Origin of the sequence: Mucilaginibacter rubeus, from assembly GCF_003286415.2 — a bacterium.
Classification (GTDB): Bacteria; Bacteroidota; Bacteroidia; order Sphingobacteriales; family Sphingobacteriaceae; genus Mucilaginibacter; species Mucilaginibacter rubeus_A.
Map to the genome: position 1 here is coordinate 1,588,847 of NZ_CP043450.1, position 24,195 is coordinate 1,613,041.

Annotated in this window: 20 protein-coding genes; 7 read left to right on the plus strand and 13 right to left on the minus strand. The window is 43.0% G+C overall.

The features are described 5' to 3' along the window. Positions 1–14: 14 nt before the first annotated feature. Positions 15–983: a helix-turn-helix transcriptional regulator gene (locus tag DEO27_RS06485; RefSeq protein WP_112571964.1), complete on the minus strand. Its 969-nt coding sequence runs from the start codon at positions 981–983 to the stop codon at positions 15–17. Positions 984–1,080: 97 nt separating this feature from the next. On the opposite strand from DEO27_RS06485, the gene DEO27_RS06490 reads away from it, so the two are divergent. The 4 genes from DEO27_RS06490 to argS all read left to right on the plus strand — a co-directional run bounded on the left by DEO27_RS06490 (position 1,081) and on the right by argS (position 6,623). Continuing rightward, positions 1,081–3,168 carry a TonB-dependent receptor plug domain-containing protein gene (locus DEO27_RS06490; protein WP_112571962.1) on the plus strand — a complete coding sequence of 696 codons (2,088 nt, stop codon included), beginning with the start codon at positions 1,081–1,083 and terminating at the stop codon, positions 3,166–3,168. 28 nt (positions 3,169–3,196) lie between these two features. Continuing rightward, positions 3,197–3,811, plus strand: coding sequence for an HmuY family protein (locus tag DEO27_RS06495; protein WP_112571960.1), 615 nt, complete (start codon positions 3,197–3,199; stop codon positions 3,809–3,811). Between the two features lie 73 nt (positions 3,812–3,884). Beyond that, a complete protein-coding gene (locus DEO27_RS06500; protein ID WP_112572286.1) occupies positions 3,885–4,376 on the plus strand; it encodes a cupin domain-containing protein in 492 nt (163 codons plus the stop codon). Between the two features lie 318 nt (positions 4,377–4,694). Beyond that, positions 4,695–6,623, plus strand: coding sequence for an arginine--tRNA ligase (argS, locus tag DEO27_RS06505; RefSeq protein ID WP_112571958.1), 1,929 nt, complete (start codon positions 4,695–4,697; stop codon positions 6,621–6,623). 116 nt (positions 6,624–6,739) lie between these two features. Here the strand turns inward: argS and DEO27_RS06510 are convergent, their stop codons facing one another. The 6 genes from DEO27_RS06510 to DEO27_RS06535 form a co-directional block, all read right to left on the minus strand. Beyond that, positions 6,740–7,030 (minus strand): YXWGXW repeat-containing protein, encoded by a 291-nt coding sequence (locus DEO27_RS06510; protein WP_112571956.1) that lies wholly within the window; start codon positions 7,028–7,030, stop codon positions 6,740–6,742. 69 nt (positions 7,031–7,099) lie between these two features. Beyond that, positions 7,100–7,990: a 3-hydroxybutyryl-CoA dehydrogenase gene (locus tag DEO27_RS06515; RefSeq protein WP_112571954.1), complete on the minus strand. Its 891-nt coding sequence runs from the start codon at positions 7,988–7,990 to the stop codon at positions 7,100–7,102. A 48-nt stretch (positions 7,991–8,038) separates the two neighbouring features. Beyond that, on the minus strand, positions 8,039–8,656 hold the full coding sequence (gene bioD, locus DEO27_RS06520) for a dethiobiotin synthase (RefSeq protein WP_112571952.1): 618 nt from the start codon (positions 8,654–8,656) through the stop codon (positions 8,039–8,041). Continuing rightward, a complete protein-coding gene (locus tag DEO27_RS06525) occupies positions 8,649–9,782 on the minus strand; it encodes an aminotransferase class I/II-fold pyridoxal phosphate-dependent enzyme (protein ID WP_112571950.1) in 1,134 nt (377 codons plus the stop codon). The genes bioD and DEO27_RS06525 overlap by 8 nt, the downstream gene beginning before the upstream one ends. Before the next feature lie 65 nt (positions 9,783–9,847). Further along, a complete protein-coding gene (locus DEO27_RS06530; RefSeq protein WP_146750042.1) occupies positions 9,848–10,207 on the minus strand; it encodes a hypothetical protein in 360 nt (119 codons plus the stop codon). A 74-nt stretch (positions 10,208–10,281) separates the two neighbouring features. Further along, positions 10,282–11,058 carry an XRE family transcriptional regulator gene (locus DEO27_RS06535; RefSeq protein ID WP_112571946.1) on the minus strand — a complete coding sequence of 259 codons (777 nt, stop codon included), beginning with the start codon at positions 11,056–11,058 and terminating at the stop codon, positions 10,282–10,284. Positions 11,059–11,144: 86 nt separating this feature from the next. Here DEO27_RS06535 and DEO27_RS06540 point away from each other — a divergent pair, with 86 nt between their 5' ends. Beyond that, positions 11,145–11,501 (plus strand): GIY-YIG nuclease family protein, encoded by a 357-nt coding sequence (locus DEO27_RS06540; protein ID WP_112571944.1) that lies wholly within the window; start codon positions 11,145–11,147, stop codon positions 11,499–11,501. Here the strand turns inward: DEO27_RS06540 and msrB are convergent. Next, positions 11,488–11,967: a peptide-methionine (R)-S-oxide reductase MsrB gene (msrB, locus tag DEO27_RS06545; protein ID WP_112571941.1), complete on the minus strand. Its 480-nt coding sequence runs from the start codon at positions 11,965–11,967 to the stop codon at positions 11,488–11,490. The two genes, DEO27_RS06540 and msrB, sit on opposite strands and share 14 nt — an antisense overlap. A 110-nt stretch (positions 11,968–12,077) precedes the next feature. Beyond that, positions 12,078–12,647: a fasciclin domain-containing protein gene (locus tag DEO27_RS06550; protein ID WP_112571939.1), complete on the minus strand. Its 570-nt coding sequence runs from the start codon at positions 12,645–12,647 to the stop codon at positions 12,078–12,080. Positions 12,648–12,739: 92 nt separating this feature from the next. On the opposite strand from DEO27_RS06550, the gene DEO27_RS06555 reads away from it, so the two are divergent. After that, on the plus strand, positions 12,740–13,741 hold the full coding sequence (locus DEO27_RS06555) for a phosphotransferase enzyme family protein (RefSeq protein ID WP_112571937.1): 1,002 nt from the start codon (positions 12,740–12,742) through the stop codon (positions 13,739–13,741). A gap of 51 nt (positions 13,742–13,792) precedes the next feature. On the opposite strand, the gene DEO27_RS06560 is transcribed toward DEO27_RS06555, so the two are convergent. Both DEO27_RS06560 and DEO27_RS06565 read right to left on the minus strand, forming a co-directional pair. Then, the gene (locus DEO27_RS06560) at positions 13,793–17,008 is read right to left on the minus strand and encodes a DPP IV N-terminal domain-containing protein (RefSeq protein ID WP_112571935.1); all 3,216 of its coding nucleotides are present in this window, start codon (positions 17,006–17,008) and stop codon (positions 13,793–13,795) included. Positions 17,009–17,118: 110 nt separating this feature from the next. Further along, the gene (locus tag DEO27_RS06565) at positions 17,119–19,446 is read right to left on the minus strand and encodes a penicillin-binding protein 1A (RefSeq protein WP_112571933.1); all 2,328 of its coding nucleotides are present in this window, start codon (positions 19,444–19,446) and stop codon (positions 17,119–17,121) included. 251 nt (positions 19,447–19,697) lie between these two features. Here DEO27_RS06565 and DEO27_RS06570 point away from each other — a divergent pair, with 251 nt between their 5' ends. Then, positions 19,698–20,576: a polyphosphate kinase 2 family protein gene (locus DEO27_RS06570; protein WP_112571931.1), complete on the plus strand. Its 879-nt coding sequence runs from the start codon at positions 19,698–19,700 to the stop codon at positions 20,574–20,576. A 61-nt stretch (positions 20,577–20,637) separates the two neighbouring features. Here DEO27_RS06570 and DEO27_RS06575 read toward each other — a convergent pair whose 3' ends face one another. Together DEO27_RS06575 and DEO27_RS06580 are read right to left on the minus strand one after the other, a co-directional pair. Further along, a complete protein-coding gene (locus DEO27_RS06575) occupies positions 20,638–21,006 on the minus strand; it encodes a hypothetical protein (protein ID WP_112571930.1) in 369 nt (122 codons plus the stop codon). A 124-nt stretch (positions 21,007–21,130) separates the two neighbouring features. Continuing rightward, positions 21,131–24,178, minus strand: coding sequence for a GH92 family glycosyl hydrolase (locus DEO27_RS06580; protein ID WP_112571928.1), 3,048 nt, complete (start codon positions 24,176–24,178; stop codon positions 21,131–21,133). Between the last annotated feature and the right edge of the window lie 17 nt (positions 24,179–24,195).

Consider the following 24,195-nt stretch of genomic DNA (forward strand, 5'->3'; position numbering starts at 1 on the left):
GTCGCTACAAAAATTTACATCCAGGCGAGGCACCCCATCAATATCAGCACCAGTTTACTTACTTTACTTGGTAGCATATCAAAATGCTTTTTAAAAGCCGCAGTAAAATGATGCGCGTTTTTATAGCCCACAGTCTCGGCAACTTCGCTAACGCTGCACCCTTCTTTAAGTAATTTATGGGCGAGGCTCATCCGGCGTTCGGCCAGATAACCGAAAACAGTATGGCCAAATAGGGTTTTGAACCCCTTCTTCAGTTTAAAATCATTGAGACCTGTTTTGCGTGAAAGCTCCGCCAACGAACAGGGGTGTTTTAAATTTTGCTCTACTATATTTTTGGCTTCCAATAAACGCGTTTTGTCCGCATCGCTAAAAATAGGGTGTGTGGTTGTTTCCTCCGGCTGATGCAGGTTAATCAATAAATCCACTATGCCGGCTTCCAGCAGCAGGCGTTTTATATAAGGCGTTTGGTTATTGTCTAAAATATTTTTGCTGATAGATTGTGCCTTTGTCGTCAGATCTTTTTTTATCAGATGATCAGGATATTTTTTTGCATCTGCAGGCAAAGTTCCCTGGGCAGATAGCTTCTCTATAAATAATTCATCGATGCATATTGTCAGCATAGTGCTGTTGGCGTGAAGTAACATATTGACACTTAGGTTTGCCCCGCAGTAGGAAGAGCAATTGCCCTTGTTCGTTCTTATCAATGTGCTTCCGGTATCTGCCTCCAACTTACCATTCAGCGCAAAAAACAGGACCCTGCATAGTTTAGGATAATCCAGACTAATAGTGAATGATTGAGCAGAATGAAGAACACTGTACACCACACAGATACCATCAAACCAGTATTCATCTACTTTAATCCCGCCATCGGTAAGCGCTATCTCATGATGCCTCTTTGCCAGACATGACGCGGCGACAAAACCCTCCGGATAATTTAATTGAAGGCGGTTTGTTTGTGAAGCAGGAGTAAGGGTTATGTGCATAAAATCCGTTTAGCGTTGTTTTCAATCCGTTTGGCGTTAACCAAACTTGGTAGCTATGCCACAAATTTGCATCATTATTTTTAATTAGTCTAAATAAATGAAAAATATTCTTCCTTTGGTACTTGTATTGTCTACTTCAACTGCTGCCTTTGCGCAGCGCGACACAACAAGGAAGGATAGCACCAAACAACTGAAAGAGGTAGTAGTAACCGGGACCCGTACCGCGAAAAGTTTGCAACAGGTACCTATCCCTATAACCCGCATCACATCTGAAGAAATAAAAAACCGGGGACTGGTACGCCTGAACGAGGTTTTATCGGAACAAACCGGCATCAATATTTTAGATGATCCGCATGGGCAGGGCATCCAGATTCAGGGATTTGATCCGGCTTATACCCTCATCCTGATAGATGGCCTGCCGCTTATCGGTCGCAGCACCGGTATCCTGGAGCTATCAAGGATTACTACTAACAATATCGACAGAATAGAGATAGTTAAAGGCCCTACATCTTCCCTTTACGGCTCGGAGGCAATGGCCGGCGTAGTGAACATCATTACTGCCGAGCCTGCCAAAGGCTTTTCGGGTGGCGTAGCCGGGCGATATGGCACCAATAAAAATGCTGATATCTCCCTGAACTCATCATACAGAACAGACAAATTCTACATCAGCGGTTTTGCCAACCGGAACAGCAGTGGCGGCTATAGTTTACAGCCTTCATCAGGCATACCAACGGTTTCGCCTTTTCATGGGTATACGCTTAATGGTAAAACCGCTTATCGTTTTGATGATAACACCAGTCTGAAGCTATCTGTAAGGTATTTTACCAATGATCAGGACAGCCGTTTTTCGGTTGATGATAACCGTTTTGCATCCGGCAAAGGCACCGAGAAGGATTTTAATTTGGCGCCGGTGCTTACCCATCGTTTCAGTAAAAAAGATGTTTCGGTATTGCAGCTTTACCGCTCGGTTTATAAAACCAATTCCGACATCAGATACGAGGATAATAATGATATCTACGATCAAACCTATTTTACCCAGACCTTTAATCGTGCCGAGATTCAGAATGATTATGCCCTTCAGGATAATCTGAAACTGACGGCAGGTATTGGTGGCCAGTATGAAACTGTTGAGGCCACCCGCTACACCAAACAACAATCTTTTACATCGGGCTACGGCTACTTTCAGGCAGATTGGATCCCGGTAAAAAAGCTTGACATTATAGCCGGTGGCAGGTTTGACGCGCACAGCGTTTATAAATCGCAGTTTAGCCCTAAGCTGGCAGCAAGTTACGCGCTTAGCGATAAGCTGACCATATTGGGTTCGGCGGGGAAAGGTTACAAAGCGCCCGATTTCAGGCAGCTCTATCTCAACTTTACTAATGCCGAGGTTGGCTACAGTGTATTCGGTTATGAAGAAGCGCAAGCCGGTATAGCCCGTTTGCAACAGGAGGGACAGATTGAAACCGTACTGATAGATCCTTCGACACTAAAAAGACTGAATGCCGAGAGTTCAACCGCATTCAACTTTGGCTTTCGGTATAAACCCGTAACTAAACTTTACTGGACGGCCAACCTGTTCCGCAATAATATCAGCAACCTGATTGAAACCGCTGCCATCGCCTTGAAAACAAACGGACAATCGGTTTTCTCTTACTTCAACCTTAATAAAGTTTATACGCAGGGCTTGGAAACTGATGTTACTTATCAGCTGTTTAGGCCCCTGCAAATAGGCGGTGGTTTCCAATACCTTGAAGCATATGACCAGGATGTGCTCGACCAGATCAAGGCCGGAAAAGTATTCACCAAAGATCCCGAAACAAATCTCACCAAAGCCCTAAAACGCAGCGATTACGGCGGGTTGCTCGGCCGGTCGAAATATACCTATAACATCAGGCTCAACTATAACGAAGAAAAAACAGGTATCAACACCTCAGTAAGGGCTATTTACCGCGGCAGATATGGCTATAAAGACAGCGATGGCAATGGTATTGTGAACCGGGCCGATGAATATACAAACGGCTATATGTTGGTCAACGCATCGGTTTCAAAGTTGTTTATGAACAACGCGCTCCGGTTGCAGATAACCGCGCAAAACCTGTTTAACCATAAAGACCCTCAGGTAATCCTGAACCTACCCGGCAGACTTATTTACGCCGGCGTGGCCTACAATTTCAATAAGCAATAATTATTAAACTATCATACATACAACACACATGAACAAATTCAAAACTTTATCATTGGCATTAGGCTCGGCTGTAATATTACTGGCATCATCATGTAGCAAAAACAACGACGATCCAACTCCTGCAGCAAGCAAGCTTACCACTAAAACCATCGCCGATCTGGACGGTGCGTCAAAAGCAACGGTTTATTTCAGCTTTGCAACAGGCGCGGAGGTTACAGGTGCCGACACTGCTTCGGCAACCAAGTGGGACCTTAAATTTAAATCGACCAGCATATTTACAAATGGTGGTACGTCAGGTACCGGGACAACCCAGGCCCAGGTAGTGAGCAGCACGTTTGAAGCTTTAACAACGGCCCCAACTGCCGATTATAAAACTGATGCAACGGGTGCTCCTGCCATTTCGGGCTGGTATACTTACACCGCCGAAACCGCTCCGCAACATGCCATACTTGCTACTCCGGGTAAAATATTCGTGATTAAGACAGCCGATGGTAAATATGCCAAAGTAGAAATGATAAGCTATTACAAAGGCAATCCAAACACTACAACTGCTGCCTTTGCTGATCTTACTACCAGGCCGGCATCACGTTATTATACTTTCCGTTACGCATACCAGGGCGACGGAACAACAAGCTTCAAATAGACAGGTTTTCTTTGGTTGGTTAATTATGTCGGAGGCCTCCCGTAAGGGAGGCTTTTTTGTTTATACTTGTTTTATGGAAACTCAAAATGCAGCTTACTATATACAGTCGCTAAATTTATTACCTCATCCCGAAGGTGGTTATTACCGGGAAGTATTCCGTTCGGTAGCAGAGGTTAACCGGATTGGTACTGCTGAAGTTAAACAAGCCTGCACTTCTATATACTATTTGCTGGAGAATAATGATTTCTCCGGTTTTCACCGCATCGCCTCTGATGAGATCTGGTATTTTCATAAAGGGCAGCCATTGATTATTCACGTGATTCAAAATGATGGTGGTTTGATAAGCCATGAATTATCTGATGAAAGTACCGGCAGTTTTTCGGTGGTTGTACCGGCAGGATTATGGTTTGCAGCTGAACTAAAAGCAAATGAAGGTTTTGCCCTGGTGAGTTGCGCCGTAGCGCCGGGTTTTGATTTCAGCGAATTTGAAATGGCTAAAAAAGCCGAATTAGTGTCTCAATATCCTCATCATGAGGCTTTGTTAACAAGAATGTGCAGGGAATAGCAAGTTGAGGTAGGAGGCACCTACGGAGCCTTGATTTTGTTTCTGTTTGCCTATAAACATGATACTCCTACGGAGTGTTGATCACTTATTTGTTTAATTACAGATAACCAAGTAAAGCATATACCCGCGTTTTTATTTCACTCTTCTACGGATAAGCCCACCCAATTAATGATGGTATCGCTGCTAAAAACTCCGTAGGAGTGCCCTGTTTATAGCTAAGGCTTAAATTTGTAGTGGCTCCATAGGTGCCTCTTAATCTACGTGTAAACATCACCATTTTAGTATTCGCAATCTGCCCATTTTATTTAATTTTGCCGAATGGATTTTATTATTGAAGCAGCCGTAAAAGCAGTTAAACAATTATACCAAACTGATATTGAACCGGCCGCCGTTAGCATACAGGAAACCCGTAAGGAGTTTGAAGGTCAAGTAACCATTGTAACCTTTCCGTTTACCAAATTTTCGCGCAAGGGGCCGGAGCAAACCGGTATCGAAATAGGTGAATACCTTAAAAACGAATTGAAGGAAATTGCATCCTTTAACGTGATCAAAGGTTTCCTCAATCTTTCTATTAGCGATGAATACTGGATTAGCCAGTTATATAATAATATTACTGCCGATGATTTCGCGGTAGCAAAACCAAATGGCGAAAAGGTAATGGTTGAGTATTCATCTCCCAACACCAATAAACCTTTGCACCTCGGCCATATCCGTAACAACTTATTGGGTTATTCGGTTGCTGAGATCTTGGCTGCCGATGGTTATGAGGTGATCAAAACCAATTTGGTTAATGACCGCGGGATCCATATCTGTAAATCCATGCTGGCCTGGCAAAAGTTCGGTAATGGCGAAACTCCTGAATCGTCGGGTATGAAAGGTGACCACCTGGTAGGTAAGTATTATGTTGCTTTTGATAAAGAACTAAGAGAGCAGCTTAAACCGGTTTTGACCGAAGTTTACGAAAAACATGATCTTGCTGCCTTTAAAGAAAACCAGAAGACGAAGATTGAGGAATCATTAGCTACTATAGCCAAGGTTAAGGAGAAACGTGCGCAGACCGACGAGGCAAATCAAAAGTTGATAGCTGAGTTGGACGAGAAAATTGCCGCTGAAGAAGATAAGATCAAGGAAATAGCCAAAAATGCTACCCCCATCATGATCGAAACCCAGCAGATGCTGCAAAAATGGGAAGCCGGTGATGAAGAGGTGATGAACTTGTGGCACACCATGAACGGCTGGGTGTATGCAGGCTTTGCCGAAACCTACAAGCAACTGGGTGTTGATTTTGATAAATACTACTACGAATCGAACACATATCTGTTAGGTAAAGATATTATTGAAGAAGGGCTTGCAAAAGGCGTGTTCTTTAAAAAAGCTGATAATTCAGTCTGGATAGATCTTAGTTCAGATGGACTTGACGAAAAGCTTGTTCTTCGCGGTGATGGTACTTCGGTTTATATTACCCAGGATATGGGTACCGCACAGTTGAAGTACAACGACTATCACATGGATAAATCCATCTACGTGGTAGGTAATGAGCAGGATTATCACTTTAAAGTGCTGTTCCTGATATTGCAGAAACTGGGTAAGACAGGTGCCGATGGTTTATTCCATTTATCGTACGGTATGGTTGATCTTCCTTCAGGTAAAATGAAATCACGTGAAGGTACGGTAGTTGATGCTGATGACTTGATGGCCGAGATGGAAACCACTGCCAAAGAGCAAACCGAGGCTATGGGCAAAGTTGATGCTTTTAGTGAAGACGATAAGGTGGCATTATATCACACCATTGGTATGGGGGCGCTTAAGTACTTCCTGTTAAAAGTTGATCCTAAAAAGCGCTTACTGTTTGATCCTAACGAATCAGTAGATTTTCAGGGACATACCGGGCCGTTTATTCAATATACCCACGCCCGTATCAAATCGGTACTAAGCAGGGCTGATTACAACGCTGAAACTAAGCCGGCCGTTACTGAACTGGCAGATGTTGAGCGCGATTTAATTGTATTGCTTGATAAATATCCTGAAACAGTTAAGGAAGCAGCTAAGAGTTACAGTCCGGCAGTAATTGCCAACTATGTATATGAGCTTGCCAAAACATATAACAAGTTCTATCACGAAAAATCGATATTGCAGGCCGAGGACGAAGATTCAAAACAATTCCGTTTGGCCTTGTCTGCATCATCAGCTAAGGTGATCAGCAAAGGGATGAAGCTTTTGGGTATCGAAGTGCCCGAGAGGATGTAGCCCCCTAACCCCCTGAAGGGGAATAATGAACGTTAATTAAAACGCCCCGGGTAAATAATAATACCTGGGGCGTTTCTTGGTTTATAGCTCCCCCTTTAGGGGGCTGGGGGGCGAGGCTACCTCCAATATCCCTTCACCCAAACATATCCGCGATTGGTTGGTTGCCAATGACCTTGTACGTAAACACGGTTATAACGTGGTCGTGCATAAAAGCCCTGGCGGTAAACGTAGTGGTTGCCGCGCCAAACCCATTCGCCGGGTACCCAAACCGCATTAGGGTAGGGAGCCACCGGGCGAACATAAACCGGTTCAGCCGGGCGCTCGGTTACATAAGCCTGGCTTGAACATGATGCAAATAATGAGCCTGTTAAGGCAAGTACTATTCCTAATTTAGCAATGGTTTTCATTTTCAGATGTTTTTAGTTATTCGCTATAATAACTATTGACAATATCCAACATCGAAAGTTTAACCGGGCTTATGCACTGAATTTATCGGCCACAACCAAATCTTTACTGTCTGCAGTATATTTATAAAATCCGCTTCCGGTTTTAGCCCCTAAGTGGCCTGCAGCTACCATATTTACCAATAGCGGGCAGGGAGCATATTTAGGATTGCCAAAGCCATCATGCAATACCTTTAAAATGGCAAGACAAACATCCAGCCCAATAAAATCGGCCAGTTGCAGCGGACCCATCGGGTGGGCCATGCCAAGCTTCATTACCGTATCAATTTCCTGCACGCCAGCCACACCTTCGTATAAGGTATAAATAGCCTCATTTATCATCGGCATTAAAATGCGGTTGGCTACAAAACCCGGGTAGTCGTTTACTTCAACCGGGTCTTTGCCCAAAGTGCGCGAAAGTTCCATAATGGTTTCGGTAACGGCATCGGTAGTAGCATAGCCCCTTATCACCTCAACAAGCTTCATTACCGGTACCGGGTTCATGAAATGCATGCCTATTACATTGCCCTGGTTTTTGGTAACAGAAGCAATTTTTGTGATGGATATAGATGAGGTATTGGATGCAAGGATAACTTTATCGCTGCAAATTTCGCTAAGTTGTTTAAACAGTTTGAGCTTTATTTCCTGGTTTTCGGTAGCGGCTTCAATTACAAGGTTGGCATTTTGAGCGCCTTCGGCCAAATCGGTAAACACGCGGATGCGGCTCAGGGTGTCGCTTTTCACATCTTCGGTGATAGTTCCTTTTTTTACCTGCCTGTCCAAATTATTGCCGATGGTTTGCAGGGCTTTGCTCAGGGCATCATCGCTGATATCAACCAATGACACTTCAAAGCCATGCTGCGCAAACGTGTGGGCAATACCGTTGCCCATAGTGCCGGAGCCAATTACAGTAATGTTTTTCATAGTATGAATTTACGAAACCGGCAAATATCGGTTTATAAACAGCCGGTGTTACAAGGTAATAAACTTACCGGCCTCTTTAACAGTTTTTTTGTTGATAGTGTCTAATTCAGGAATTTGCCCAAGATCAGCCACTTCCGAATAATCAAGAATATAACTTTTAGAATAAATATCCTTATCTCCGTTAAAAACCACGCCCATCACCGGGATACCATATTTTTTTAGTGCATGTAATGAAAGCAGGGTGTGATTAATACTGCCTAAATAGTGCTTGCTTACCAATATGACCCTTGCATTAAGTTGTTTAATGAGGTCGATGATCAGGAAGTTATCATTTAGCGGCACCATGAGTCCACCGGCTCCCTCTATGATCAACTGGTTATCTGTTTTGGGCAGAACGATGTTTTCCAGCTCGATGGTCACCTTATCAAGAGCTGCAGATTTGTGAGGCGAAAAGGGCTGTGTAAGCGCGTAAGCCTCGGGGAAAAACTGAGTAACTGGATTTGAGATGAGGCTTTTAACCTTCAATGTATCGCTTTTATCAAGGTCGCCGGATTGTATAGGCTTCCAGTAATCAGCGTTTAACTTTTCGGTTAAAATAGCCGAAACCAAGGTTTTACCTATCCCGGTATCAATACCGGAAATAAATATCGGTTGCTTATCAGGCATGTAATAGTATAAATTTGTTAAGAGTTACAGCCAGCAAAGTTAAGTCATTTTCTGTATTAAAACTATGCAGGCAAATCCTGATCCGCTCAGTTCCCTGTGCAACTGTAGGGCTTAAAATGGGCCTTACATCAAGGTTATTCATTTGCAATTGTCTGGCCGCTTCCCGGGCCATTTCATTGCTTTTGAGTACAATACATTGAATAGGGCCATCGCTGCCGAGCAATGTGAAATTTTCGCCGGTGTTTACTTCCTGTTTAAATAGCCGGATGTTTCGTTTCAGGTTAATGATGGCTTCGCCTGAGTTTTCCAATAGCTGATAAGCCATTTTTATGGCAGCAAGTTGATGGAAAGATGCTGCCGTAGTATAAATAAAAGAGCGTGCAAAGTTTACCAGGTAGTTACGTAAATTATTACTGCCGAGCACTATAGCTCCGTGTCCCCCCAATGCTTTGCCAAAAGTTACTACTCTGGCAAAAATCCTTTCTTGCAGGCCAAGCTCGCAAACCAGTCCTTTAGGATATAAGCCTACCGCGTGGGCTTCATCAACAATCAGTGCTGCATTATATTTCTCAGTCAGGGTGAGGATTTCAAAAAGGGGGGGAGCATCACCATCCATGGAGTATACGCTTTCAATAACCACATAACAATTGCCTTTGGCTATTTTTAGTTTGGCCTCTAAACTTTCCAAATCATTATGCCGGAAGCTGTAGCGATTGGCATAGCTCAGCCTCGCCCCGTCAATGATGGAGGCATGTACCAGCTCATCTAAAATAATAGTATCGCCGCGTTGAGCAAGGGATGAAAGCAGACCGAGATTAGCATCATAACCCGAATTAAAAAGCAATCCGGCTTCGCTATGGTGATATGTGGCAATCTGCTTCTCCAGATCTTCAGCATATTGAATGTTGCCTGATAATAACCTCGATCCGGCGGCGCCATTGAGGCTAAGGGGATGGTTGTTTACCTCATGGGCAATGTTTTGCTTTAAAACAGCCGATTGGGCAAAACCGAGATAGTCATTTGAACAAAAATCAACCAGCTCGTTTTCGGGTTTCAGTTCGCGGTAGGTGCCCGATTGCTGCCGCTCCTGCAGTTTACGTTTTAAAAAATCTTCGGCTGGGTTCAATGTGCTTCGTTTTGTGCAAAAATAAAAAAAGCGACCATTGGTCGCTTTTTTCTATGTGATAATGTTTACTGGCCACCGCCACCCTGGCGCATGCGGTCCATTCTTTCCTTCATTGCTTTGTCGTAAGCAGCAGCTTGGTCGGCTGTTAAAATAGCTTTGATCTTGGTGTTTGTTGCTTCCATCATTGGGCGCATTGCAGAGCGCATCGCGTCCCTGTCGCCATTGGCTGCGGTACGTACGCTGTCCATTTTGGTAGCCTGCTCTTTGTAAACTGCAGTGATCTTGGTTGTTTGATCATCTGTTAATTTAAGTTGAGTTTGCAAATCTTTAGCTCTTTCTTCAGGGCTTTTCCTCATGCCGCCTTGCGCATGGCTGGCTGCAGAAATTCCTAAAAGGAAGCAGCACATTAACAATAATTTTTTCATAGCTTTTTTATTTTATTTACGTTTTAACAGTATGATAAAGATATATCGTAATGGTTTAAAAAAGCTGATGTAACTTAATTGTTGCCTTGCTGTAAATTAGATATGGAGCGCTGCATCTGGGCCATCATGCTGGTAAGGCTTTCCATGGTAGGTGCGGGTGATGGCTCCGGTAACTGTGTTGAAATATAACCTTTAGCTTTCCATAGTTCCAGCACGTCTTCGCCTGATATTTCGTATGGTTCGTAAACGGGGTTGTCAGAAATAAGTTTTAACTTTTTGTTCTCTTTAAATTTATTGCCAATGCGCTTATAAACCACACCGTCATTTTTAGATATTACTACGTAGGTTTCGCCGCTTTTTACATCGCCCCAGTTTTCTACGTATTCACCTATTATAATAGTACCGGATACAAGCGGTAACATAGAGTCTCCTTTGATCTCAAAAGCGCGGTAGGTACCCTGTTTAAACATAGGCAGATAAAACTTGGGGAGCTGGGCTACGTATTCAGGGTCGGCATAACCATTAAGGTAGCCGGCGCTGGCTTTTACGGGCACCATTTCTATATTTTCATTTTCATCCTTATCAACAGATATACTCAGGATCCGCAGGTTGGCAGGGTTGCCTTTTGGCTTTGGCTGCCATTTTTCGTTGATGGTTTCGTTGATGAAGTCATCAATAGTAACATCAAAATAGGTTGCTAATGTTTTTAGTAAGTCATATTTAGGGTCAGCCCGATCTTCTTCGTATGCGCCTACTAATGAACGTTTTATACCTAATTCATCCGCGAATTGCTGCTGTGTAAGCCCTTTCTTTTTGCGGAGAAACTTAATATTTTGTGAAATTATTGACATAAAATTTGGATTTGCTAAATTTATTAGTAATTTTATGCTCATAAAGTTAGTAATAATTATCCGTTCACCAAATTTTTTATCATAAAATGAAACGTTTTGTTTATATCATCACCGACAGGAACCGTAAAAATTTACATGTTGGTTTATGTTCTGACCTGATGAAAACCATCCAGTTTTACAGCGAAATGCCAACTTTGTTTTTTGACAACGCGCAGCAGCTTAACCGTTTGGTTTACTTTGAGGAGATCAATACCGAAGAGCAGGCTATGGAACGTTTTAAAGTGGTGAGCACTTATACACGCCCGCAAAAAGAAAAAATGATCAGATCTGTTAATGCCGACTGGATAGATCTGACCATTGGGTTAAAGTATGAGCAAGGTTTACGTGTAAGGCCGCAACTGCGTCCGTCGCTGAATGCTAACCGAAGGGTTATGGCTTTTTAATAAATTTTAAAGCCCCTGAGTTCATGCAATACCTTTTGCCGCCGCGGTCGGCAGGGCCATCATCAAACACATGGCCAAGGTGTAAGCCTGTACTTTTTTCGATAACCTCGTCGCGGCTCATGCCGTAACTGTTATCGGTAACTATTGCTACTTTTTTTGGGTCGACAGGTTTAACAAAACTTGGCCAGCCCGTACCACTGTCAAATTTATCATCCGAGGTGAATAAGGTGTCGCCGGTTGCGGCACTTACATAAATACCTTTTTCGTGGTTGTTCCAATATTCGTTCTGATAAGGCGGTTCGGTGCCGCTTTCAACCATAATATGATATTGATTGGATGTTAGTGCCTTTTTCCATTCGGCAGCAGGTTTGCTCAACTTACGTTTGGTATCCTGCCCGTTTGTATTTTGGCATCCCAACGCTGTCAGGACGCTTAAGGCTATCACTGCTAAAATGAATATTTTCATAACCTGTTGTATTTGATTATTCACGCTCCTTATTAGGAGCAGGAAACTTTTATATACTATAACTCAAATACGTAATTATAGTATCGGGAGATTGTCATCAGAGGGTATGTTTATATGATCTTCTTTTTAGGCACCAATACCTTGCTCACCAGGTGGATGATGCCGTTGTTTTGTTTAATATCAAACTTACTGATTACGCTTTTGCCGCCACTGCCGTCAACCAAAACTATATTGTTATTACTATCTATTTTAGCGAACAATTTGCCGCCCGAAAGTGTGGTAAACGTGGCTATACCCTTTCCTTTGCTAATCTTTTTTTGAATGTCTTTTGCTTTGAGCTGCCCTGCAATGGCATGGTAGGTAACCAGGTCGGTAAGCTCCCAGATGTGCGCAGGTTTGGCAAGCGAATCAAATCTGCCGGTAGGCATATCGGTGTATCCCTCATCAACAGGTACAAACATGGTGATTGGTCCCCGGCTTGTATAGGTACGGGTTAAATGAGTTTTTAATATGAAGAGATAAAACGTGTGGATGTAGGGTACTAATGATATATTTTTTACAATATCATTGTTGGGGAGCATGGTTGCCCCTGTTGGGATGTTATTGCTTTTATCTACGGTTTGGGCCAGCAATATCGCCGGGCAAAACACAGTAAATATAAATAGCAGTAACTTTTTCATAGTGTGTAGGTTATAAGCTAAACATACAAAATATAAATAGGTTTTTGAAATACATGGCTGGGTTGTAGATTATAAGTTAACTTTGTTCACCTATGGAGATCTTCCCCACGCAATACTCAACCTTATCGTCGAAAGCGCTCAACGTAAAACTTCAGGAACGTTATGGTTTAAGCAATACTACCTGCAGGCTATTGATCCGTAATGTGAGCGATACTTACGTTATTGAGAACACGACAGAAAAATACATTTTCAAAATTTATCGTGATGCGCACCGGAAGCTTGAAGAGATCAGGGGAGAAGTAGAATTATTAAACACCCTGTTTCAACGCGGGGCAAAAGTATCGCGACCAGTTCCTGACAAGAATGGTGATACCATACAAGCTTTCAACGCCGCGGAAGGAACACGCTATGGCGTCCTATTTTCATGGGCGCAAGGCAGTGTTGTTTATGCGATAAGCGATGATCAACTTGAAACCGTAGGGCGGGAGATGGCGACTGTACATCATATAACTTCATCAATTGAGCTTAGCCATCATCGTCAGCAGTATTCAATAGAAACTCTTTTCGTTAATCCGTTAAAGATCCTTGAACCTGCATTCGCGGGGCTGGAAGAGGATTATGCCTATCTAAAGCAAACTGCGGCGGAAGTAATTGAGCGATGTAATCAATTTGACGGGAGTTTTAGTTATGGCTATTGTCACTTTGATTTCATGCCTAAAAATTTTCATTTTACCAGCGATAATGAGATAACCTTTTTTGACTTTGATTTCGTAGGTAAAGGGCTATTGGCCTACGATATTGCTTCTTTTTTTGTTCACTACTTTTTAGAGTTTACCTACGGTAAAATCACAGAGAAAGAGGCACGTGATGCATTTCGGATTTTTGTTGATAGTTATCGCAAAGTGCGACCGCTATCAAATGAAGAAATAGCCGCCATCCCATACCTGGGATTTGGTTTTTGGCTATTTTACTTTGGTTTTCAATGCGAAAACTTTGATGACTGGTCCAACTTGTTCTGGGGGCCTAAGTTTATGAAAGATCGTGTTGTGCTGATTAAGAAATGGATGGATACGGCACATATTTTATTGCCATGAAACAAAAAAAGCGGCCGATAAGCCGCTTTTCTCTTTTATAATATAAAATTATTACCAGCCCGGCGTAAAGCCTAAGCCAAACAGTGGTTTTTTCACATCGCTACGGTTAAACGGAACAGCCAGGTAAGGTTCCAAAATAAATGCGCCAAAAACGTTGATACGTAATGAGATACCCGCACTTAATGCAGGAACTCGGCCGTACAGGTTTTGAGTAGTTACAGTGCCATTGCTATCAGTAAACTCCTGCTGACCGATTACCGGAGGATCTTTCTGGAAATAAATATGATCACCTGCATTCCAGGCTAAACCTGCATCAAAAAACAAGTTAAGATCGGTAAACAGGAATTTCGATTTTATGGCAGCCAATTTTTCAGGACCGGTAAACGGTAAACGTACCTCGAAATTAAATACCGCTAAACGGCTGCCTGATAACTGATCGATAGTGAAACCGTTGGTTGTGGCTTTGCCGTTATTATAAAATGTTTGCCCTTCATAGCCCCTGATATAAAAAGGATAACCCACAAATAATGGGTAAAGCCCTTTGTCATCGCCAAACCTGCCTGTTGCAAAAAAGCGGGCTGCAAATGTAACCGGGGCGGTACGCACGTATTTCCTTACGTCAATTGTTGGCGAAAAAAAGCGGTAAGTACCAAAGTTATAACCGGCTTCCAGCCTGTACCTGAAACCGTTTAACGGTGCGGTAACGCCAAAAAACGAGTTATCACCAATTAACGCCGTTGAAAGGGTTAAAATAGAATAAGCCTTTAAATTATAGAAATAAGTAGAACCGTAGTTTTGATTAAGTGTTGCCGATTCCTCGTCATTAGGGATCTTTTTCCTGTCAGATGAGATGTAATTACCGATGTTTACTTGTTGTTTCCCATTCACTACCGTGGTATCAAGCAGGTAGGAATCGCTGTAACGGTCAACACGATAATAGTTGTGTGATGCCGCTCCACTAACTTCAAAGCGAGTTGTTCTTGAGATAGGGTAAGAGGTAAATACCCTGCCCGCGTCTTCAAAGTTGCGGATGATGTCGATGTTATCAGAATAAACCGTTTGGTTCTTCCCGTTTACGTTTCTTGTTGGGTAAGTGGTTGTATTAAAACCAAACTGGTAGGGAATATGCGAAACACCCACCCCCAGGTTCCAGCGGCCGGTTTGGTTTACATAGGTCACGGCAGCGCCCGAATCATAGATCTGCCCGTTTACCGAAGCTGCGGCAAAGATCTGGTTACGGCCCAAAATATCGCTGAATACGCCCTGGATACCACTTGAAAGGCTTGTACCGTAGAAGTTACTCACACCCACGCCAATACCGCTACCGGCCAGGTAATCCAGCTTAAATTTTGAACGGAATGGGATAGCCTTAACCGAATCGGTTGGGATTTTACGATAAGCCAGGAAGTTATTCAGGTTGGAGTTAATAAGATCAACGCCTACAGAACGATTTGGCGGCAATGTGCCCGCCGCAAAATTAACATCGCCCGGCTGTACTACAATGGGTGTAAAATCGGATGCTTTGGCATTGTAGATGGAATATTTTTGTGCCCGGTAGTAGGAATAAACCACGTCATCGTGATTAGAAATGCTCAATGCCGGAGAATACTCTGTGATACCCGAAATACCGGTGAACAGGTTAGTCATCTGGTCTATCTGCCCGGTAGCTGTAGTATATCGATACAAATTACGGAAGCCATCCCGGTTTGACAGGAAATAGATCTGTTTGCCATCAGCCGAATATTGCGGGTTCAGGTTGTTGGCACCATTAAAGATCTTGATATCGGTTACTTTTCCAGTTGCCAGGTCAAGCTCGGCAAGGTTGAAAGGGATATCCTGCTCAAGGCTTTGATCGTAAGTGGTTCTGTCGCTCGAGAAGATGATCTTTTTACCATCAGGCGAATAGCTTGGCTGATAATCGGAATATTTATCGTTAGTAAGCTGGGTGATCTTTTTGGTATCGAAGTTATAAGAATACAAATCACTCTGCCCTTCAACCAGGCCCTGGAAAACTATATCCTTGCCATTCGGCGACCATGACAGGTTACTAAACTGTTCAACCTGTTCCATGGAGAAGTCGTCAATCACATTGCCGCTTTTAAGATCGACAACATCGAGTTTATTACGTCCCTTACTAAATACACTAAAGGCAAACTTGCTTCCATCCGGCGACCATGCACCTGCCGACTCAATGAAGTTAAACTCATCAATATGGGTATTGGACACCTTGCTGGTGAGCTTTCTCAAGATTCGACCGGTTTTGGCGTCGGCCAGGTAAAGGTCAATACTAAATAGGCTCTTGGCCGATAGGAAGGCTACATATTTACCATCCGGACTTACAGAAGGCGCAACCACCAGGTCGCCGCCGTTTTTGCTATCAATGAGTTTTATGCCCTTAGGTGTTTGCGTGGTGTCCTTTAAAAACGGCTTATAAGTGGCCTCAATTGAGTTTTTCCAAAGGCGGGAGAGCGTACGATCGTCATAACCGAATGTCCGCCTGATGCCATATTCCAAACCAAATTTGGCCGCGTTTTTAAAGAAGGGCACTATAACCGTATCGCCATAAGTTGAACCTATGAACGACCAGAATGCCTCGCCATAACGATACGGGAAATATTTGCTGCTCTCAGTAAGGTCACGCACCGAAGGGATATCATGGTTCAGGTAAGCATCACGCATCCACATGGCTGTGTAAGTATCCTTTTTACCTAATGAAAGGTATTCGGCCATACCCTCAATCATCCACAGCGGAATGTTATTTATATTTTCATACTCGGATGAATCATGCCCCATCAGCAAGCGGTACTGGAAAGCGTGCACCAACTCGTGGCCAATTACGTGCCTTGTGGTTTGGTTGGTTTCCATTACGGGCATCACCACACGGTTTTTAAGGCCCTCCGTAACACCGCCTGTACCTACGCCTATCTCGCCATCGATAGCGGTAGTTTGCTGGAAATCGGGGTGATTGGCGTATAGTATAATGGGGTTGGCATGTTTAAAGGTATCCCTGAAAACCTGCTGGTGCAGGGTATACCACAGCTCACTTTCCTGGGCAAAACGCTTCACCATGCTATCGTTTTTCAGATAGTAGTAAATTTCAAAGTGAGGGGTTTTGTAAACGTTAAACTTGAGGTTTTTATATCTTACTTTGTTTTGGCCAAAGTATTGGGCCTGAGCGTTGGTGCCAATCAACAGCGAGCCAACTATACAAAATAATACAATGGTGTGCTTTTTAACTCTATTGAAAAGTGAGTAAACTTTATTCATATTATTTAATAAATAGATATGGCTAATTTAACAAAATAAGGTTGCTCTTAATTAAAAAACAACCTTATTCATTTTCTCTTCATTAACAGAAAGTAAGCGCCGATAATCTTTTATTTATTACCCGGCGGTGTGTTTTCCGGGTTTTCCGGATTGTTTTCCTGTACAGGTGTTACGCCGGTTGTGTCAATAGGATTGCTTAAGCTATCTGTTGAAGTTGTGTCTTCCTCAATATGTGGCGATGGGCAATTATATGTCTTAGTGATCTTGCTCCACGGTTTAGGGAATGGCCCATAAGTATATCCAAGCGATTTATCAGCATAAACCCTTTCCATAAAGCTGCCGAAGATAGGCAGGGCGGTGTGTGAGCCTTCGCCTGTTTCGGATGTGGTAAAGTGTACTGAGCGGTCATCGGCACCAACCCAAACACCGGTTACCAGGTCTTTAGTGATGCCCATGTACCAGCCGTCAACATAGTCCGACGATGTACCGGTTTTGCCACCAATCTGGTTGTCTTTTTTCCAAAGGCCGTTGTATTCCCAAAGCGCCTGTGAAGTGCCGCCCGGTTCTTCCATACCGCCACGGAACATGTATAGCATCAGCCACGCAGTTTCTTCGCTTAATACTTTCTCGGTTTTAAGCTTAAATTCCTGTATTACGTTACCCTGCTGATCGGTGATCTTTGTTACCAGCAGCGGGTCAAGTTTTTCGCCTTTGTTCAGGAAGGTACTGTATGCCCTTACCATTTCATAAACAGAAACATCGTTTGATCCTAAGGATACTGATGGAACCGATTTGAGCGGACTTTCGATACCGCAACGGTGAGCGTATTCAACAATTTTATCCCAGCCTACTTTTTCGGTTAGCTGCGCCGTGATGGAGTTTACGGATTTACCCATGGCCCAACGCAATGACATTTCGCGGTAAGAAAAATGAAAATCGGCATTGTTTGGCTCCCAAACTTTATCTTCACCGTTGTCTTTGTATTTGATAGATACCGGTTTGTCGGTAAACTTATCACAAGGGGTGAACCCATTATCAAGAGCGGTTAAATAAGCGAAAGGTTTAAAGGTTGAACCTGCCTGCCTGCGGCTTTGGTTTACGTGATCGTAATTGAAGAAACGGTGATCGATACCGCCAATCCAAACCTTTATTTTGCCGGTTGATGGCTCGAGGGTCATCATGCCGGTGTTCAGGATCTTGGCATAGTATTTTATCGAGTCGATGGTAGAGAAGGTTGTATCCCGTTCGCCATGCCAGGTGAACACCTTCATCTTTTTCTTGGTTTTGAAGTAGTCCTGGATCTTTACGGTATCACCGTTATATTTTTTTTCCAGCAACTTATAAATACCTAAGCGTTGCTCGTTTTTCAGGATAAAATCTTTGATCTCAACACCTTTTGAATCGCGCCATGGGTTTTTGTTTCCCCATAGGTTATAAAAGCGTTTTTGGAGCATCTTCATCTTCTCGGCAACGGCTTCTTCGGCATATTGCTGCATTTTTGAATCGATGGTGGTATAGATCTTCAATCCATCCTCATAAAGGTTGTAATCGTTATCCTTGCACCATTTATCCAGCCATTTTTCAACAGCGCGGCGCAGGTATGAGTCGCCGTGCGAGTCATCTTCCACATAGCTTAGGTCAAGGCCGAGCGGTAATGCTACGTTAGTTTTAAATTGGTCGGCTGTGAGGTATTTATATTTCTCCATTTGCCCCAAAACGGTGTTGCGCCTTTCGATAGCACGTTGCGGGTTTTTAATGGGATTGTAGTTTGAGGTAGCTTTAAGCATACCGATAAGTAATGCTGATTCGGCTGGATTTAAAGTGCCCGGCTGCTTGTTGAAGTATTTTAATGACGCCGTTTTTATACCATACGTATTATTGCCGAACGGAACTGTATTGAAATACAGGGTTAATATTTGCTGTTTGCTGTAAACGTGCTCAATTTTAAAGGCGGTAAGCCATTCCTTACACTTATAAACAACCGTGCGCAATACCGGAATATGCTTAATTATCCCTTGCGATTTCTTTTTACGTGTTTCAAAAAGGTTTTTGGCCAGCTGCTGGGTGATGGTACTGGCACCCCTTTTATCACCTTTGGCAGTTGAAAGTACACTCGTGAAAAAGGAGTAAAAATCTACACCGCCATGACTGTAAAAACGTGCGTCTTCTGTGGCTACAAGGGCATTTACAAGGTTAGGGGAGATTTCTTTAAATTCGATAGGCGAGCGGTTTTCCTTATAATACTGACCAATCAGTTTACCGTCGGCCGTATAAACTTCCGATCCTACCGAAAGTACGGGGCTTTTAATGTCCTGCATGTCAGGAGAGTATCCGAAAAGTCCAAGGAAATTAAGTTCTATCGAACAGAAAAAAAAGATAATGAAGTATATTAATATGACGAAATATCTTAAAAAGCGATTGCGTATACGTCTGAACATTGGGTAAAGATGAAAAATTATAGCACTACATCATAATGCTGTTTGACAAATATAAACAACGTAAAATAATCAGGTAAATTTTAGGTTAACACTGGTATGATACATATTTATGATGTGCAAAGTACACAATAAATAAATCAAAAGCATTTCGGATCAAAAAAAGAGGATTTTTGCTATTTACCGGTTAGGTTTAAACCGGGTTACCAAAACATTATTCAGTTTTTTTATATTTTGTGTAGATACCTAATAATATGAAGAATCTTACCGAACAATTTAAAGTAAAAAGCGATACCAAGTTTTCGCTGAGTGACTATGATCCCGCGTTTAGCGATGGTTATGAAAAGGAAGATGCCCGCGCTGTATTAACGGAGCTGATAGGCGAAACTTTTAAATTGCAGGCCCAGCTTTATGCCTCCAATAATTATTCATTGCTCATTATTTTTCAGGCGATGGACGCGGCCGGGAAAGATAGTGCCATAGCGCACACCATGTCGGGCTTAAATCCGCAGGGTTGCCAGGTTTATAGTTTTAAACAACCAAGTTCTGAGGACTACGATCACGACTTTTTATGGCGACACTATAAAGCTCTGCCCGAAAGCGGACGGATAGGTATTCATAACCGGTCGCACTATGAAAATGTGCTGGTAGTTAAGGTGCATCCCGAACTTGCTTTAAAGGAGAATAATCCTTACATAAAGGATGTGAAAGATATCGACAAGAAGTTTTGGGAACAACGGTATGAGAGTATCCGAAATTTTGAAAAGCATATCCATAACAACGGTACTATTGTGATCAAGTTTTTCCTGAATGTATCCAAACAGGAACAAAAGAAACGGTTTTTAAAACGGATAGACAACCCTGCAAAGAATTGGAAATTTCAGGCCAGCGATATCACGGAACGGGAACATTGGGATGAATATATGAGCGCTTATGAAAAAGCCATTAATGAGACATCAACAGATGATTGCCCATGGTATGTGATCCCGGCAGATAAAAAATGGTTTACCCGCATCGCTATTTCAACAATAATACATGATACCTTGAAGGGTTTGAAACTGGAGTTCCCGGTTTTACCTAAAGAGGAAATGGAAAAGCTGCAGGAAGCTAAGCAGTTGTTGGAAAAGCAATGAACTAAGTGCAAAGCCTTACGAAGTTTTTAAAACTTCGTAAGGCTGGAATATTAATAAAAGTTTAAATGCCTGAAAACATATTTTGGGCAGGCTCGCCGATAAGTGGCATTGGTTTTCTTTCGCCGTTAATTGCGCCGAGTAAACCGATGATCCAGATGATCAGCAACCCCAGGCGGATGATCCAAAGGATGGATGCGCCAATAAATATCCCTGATGTTACAAAGGCTATGCCTATAAGAAAACCGGCAACCCACGAAATAAGGATTGAAACAAGATGAAACAATAAGGTTTGTCTCATTTGGTAGGATGCAAGCGGGGTTTTATTGTTGATGTATAATGCAAAATAAGCAATGAGCCACCCAATAAGCGTAAAATAACTAATGATGCCGGCGGTCTTACCGTCGTCAGTTGTTGGTTTGTAATTTTCCATGTGTGGTAAAGTTTTTTTGTATACAGCTAACCATTTAAAAATGAAATAGTTTTATCCATTTTTAAATGGTTAGCCACAGCAAAACTTCATTCATCTGCACATCTGAAATCCGCACATCCAAAAATCACTCCACCGTTATTTCATCAGTAAAAATATACGACTGGCTGCCTTTGTTTTCATGCCAATCGGGCAGCGGGCCATATTGTTTGGCAATCAGTTTAATGTAACGGGCATTGGTGTTTAATGGTGCGGTAAATTCCTGTGTTTGTACGTTGGTGTCCTTGATATCAACTTTGGTATTAACGGTGGTTGCCAGTTTATAGGTTTTACCATCGTTTGATGTCCAGAACTGCACATATTTAGGAAACACGATCCAGGCGCGGCTATCCTGCAGGGCATTAATGCTAATCTGTTTTATAGGCTTAACCGCGCTCATATCAACCACCGCGATAAAATCTTTACCCTGATAGCCCTGCCAGTTGCCTAAACGCCAGTTGGTAGTTCCGTGCTGCCCGTCAATTAATGATTCATCTCCTTTAGCAGGGTAGTTAGGCAGGTATTTGTTAATTATCGTTAGTTTAATATCGTTACGGAGCTTGATAAAACTTGCCTCGTCAACAAAACTGCTTTTGCCATCTTTTATAGCGATGGCTTTTATCGTGATATTATCAGTGATATTGATAGGCTGTGTGTAAAGCGTTGATGAAGCGGTAGGTACAGAGCCATCAAGCGTATAATAGATCTTCGCGTCGGCATCCTGATCTTTGATCTGGATGCTGAAAGGCTGCTTGAATGATTTGGCCGGCGCTATAATGTAAGGGTTGGCAACAATCAGGTTATCTGTAATCTTCGAAACCGGTTTTTCCAGGTCCTGGGTAAATATCTTATTGGCCAGCCTGCCGGTAAATACTTCAAAATCTCCGCCTTTAACAACATCGTCGTAATTGATGAAAAGCTTACTATATACTTTTTTATCAAGGTTCATGCCCTGCAGGTAAATATTGCTTCGGGTAATACCGGCACCAGGGTTAATAATGCTGAATTTTTTACCATTTTCAAGGTTGATCACCGCTTTATCAAACTGAGGTATACCAATCTGAAAATCCTGCTGACCGGGAGCAATATTGTAAATCCCCAATGAACTCATCACGTACCAGGCCGACATCTGTCCGCAATCCTCATTTCCGGCTAAGCCATCCGGTTTATTGCTGTATTCTTCGCGCAAAATGCGGCTTACATAAAACTGGGTTTTATCCGGCGAGTCGGTAAAGTTGTACAGGTAAGCCATGTGGTGGCTTGGCTCGTTACCATGTGCATATTGGCCTATCAAACCGGCTACATCCGGAATATCGCTGCCGCTTAGTTTTGATTGTGTGCTGAATAGCTCATCAAGCTTGTTTTCAAAAGCCTGTTTCCCGCCCATTTTATCAATCAGGGTTTCTACGTCATGTGGTACCAAAAATGAATATTGCCAGGAGTTGCCTTCGGTATAATTACCGTTAATTTCCGTAGGGTCAAAAGGCTCCAGCCAGCCGCCGTTTGCGCGGGCCTGCATAAAGGTGTTCTGGTTGTTGTAAACGTTTTTCCAATATTGGGCACGCTGACTATATTGGGTATAATCGTCGGTTTTGTTGAGCATTTTAGCCATCTGCGCAATGCACCAATCGTCGTAAGCGTATTCTAAGGTTTTTGATACAGAGGCGTCTTCTGCATCTGATTGAACCGCCCCGTTTTTGCGGTAATTATCCAAACCAAACTGGTTGCGGTTTACAGCAGCTTTCATCGCGGTAAATGCTTTCTCGGCATCAAAATCGCGAATGCCTTTAGCATACGCATCCACAATAACCGGGATAGAATGGTTACCGATCATGCAATAAGTCTCGGTAGTAGCCAGCGGCCATATCGGTAATAAACCACCCTGATCATACATCGCCATAAAGCTTTTGATGAAATCAAGTGTGCGTTTGCGGTCTATCAATGTCAGTAGCGGGTTCTCGGCCCTGAAGGTATCCCACAGGGAGAATACCGTGTAATAATCAAATCCCTGAGCTGTATGTACCTGCTGATCCATGCCCCGGTATTGCCCGTCAACATCGCTGTATATGCTTGGGGCTACCATGCTGTGGTATAGAGCCGTGTAAAAGATGGTTTGCTTTATTTTAGCATAATCGGGCTGAACTACTTTTTTTGCAGGTGCGGTATAGCTATAAGGCCCTGTACCGCCTACGGCCTGGGTTTGCGAGGATGGGGCAGGAGCGCCACCTTCAACCTGAATTTTATTGAGTTCGTGGTTCCAGGCTATTTTGGCATCTTTCTGAATCTTTTTAAAATCGAAGTCGGGCACTTCGGCGTCCAGGTTTTTCAAGGCACCTTCGGCGCTTACCGCAGAGATGCCTACTTTGCTGATCACCTCACCGGGATTATCAAACTGTAAAAACAGCTTGATGTTTTTGCCCTGTACTTTGCTCTGCCCATTTTGAACCTCGTTATTTAACGCGATACCATAGGTTTTAAAAGGCTTTGAAAACTTGGCATAAAAATATACCTGTTGTTTATCGGCCCATGATTTCGACATGCGGAAGCCGCGAACCTCATGATCATTTACCACTTCAATCCATGAATCAAGCACTTCATCGCGATGCTGCAGATCGATAATAATGTTGGCCTTATCGGTTGATGGATAAGTATAGCGGTGAACGCCCACACGGGTTGTAGCCGTTAGCTCAACGCCGATGTTGTATTTATCGAGCAGGGTATGATAATAGCCGGGCGTAGCACTTTCATTCTTTTTGCTGAAGTGCGAGCGGTATTCGGTGTTTTTGAATTTAGGATCGCCGGTGGTGGGCATAAACAGCACGTCGCAATAATCAGGTACGCCGGTACCGCTTAAGTGTGTATGCGAAAAGCCATAAACCAAACTATCGGTATAATGATAACCCGAGCAGCCGTCCCAGCCTTCTAACCGGGTATCCGGACTAAGCTGCACCATGCCAAAAGGCATTACCGGGCCGGGGTAGGTGTGCCCATGTCCGCCGGTGCCTATAAAAGGATCAACCAGTTGGGCGTAATCCTTATCCTTTTCTTTTTTCTTTTGGGCTGATGAAAGGATTGGGATAGTTAATAAAAAAGCGAGCGGTAAAGCACTGCGAAACAATGGTTTTATATATGACATGTTTACTAAAAAGCTAT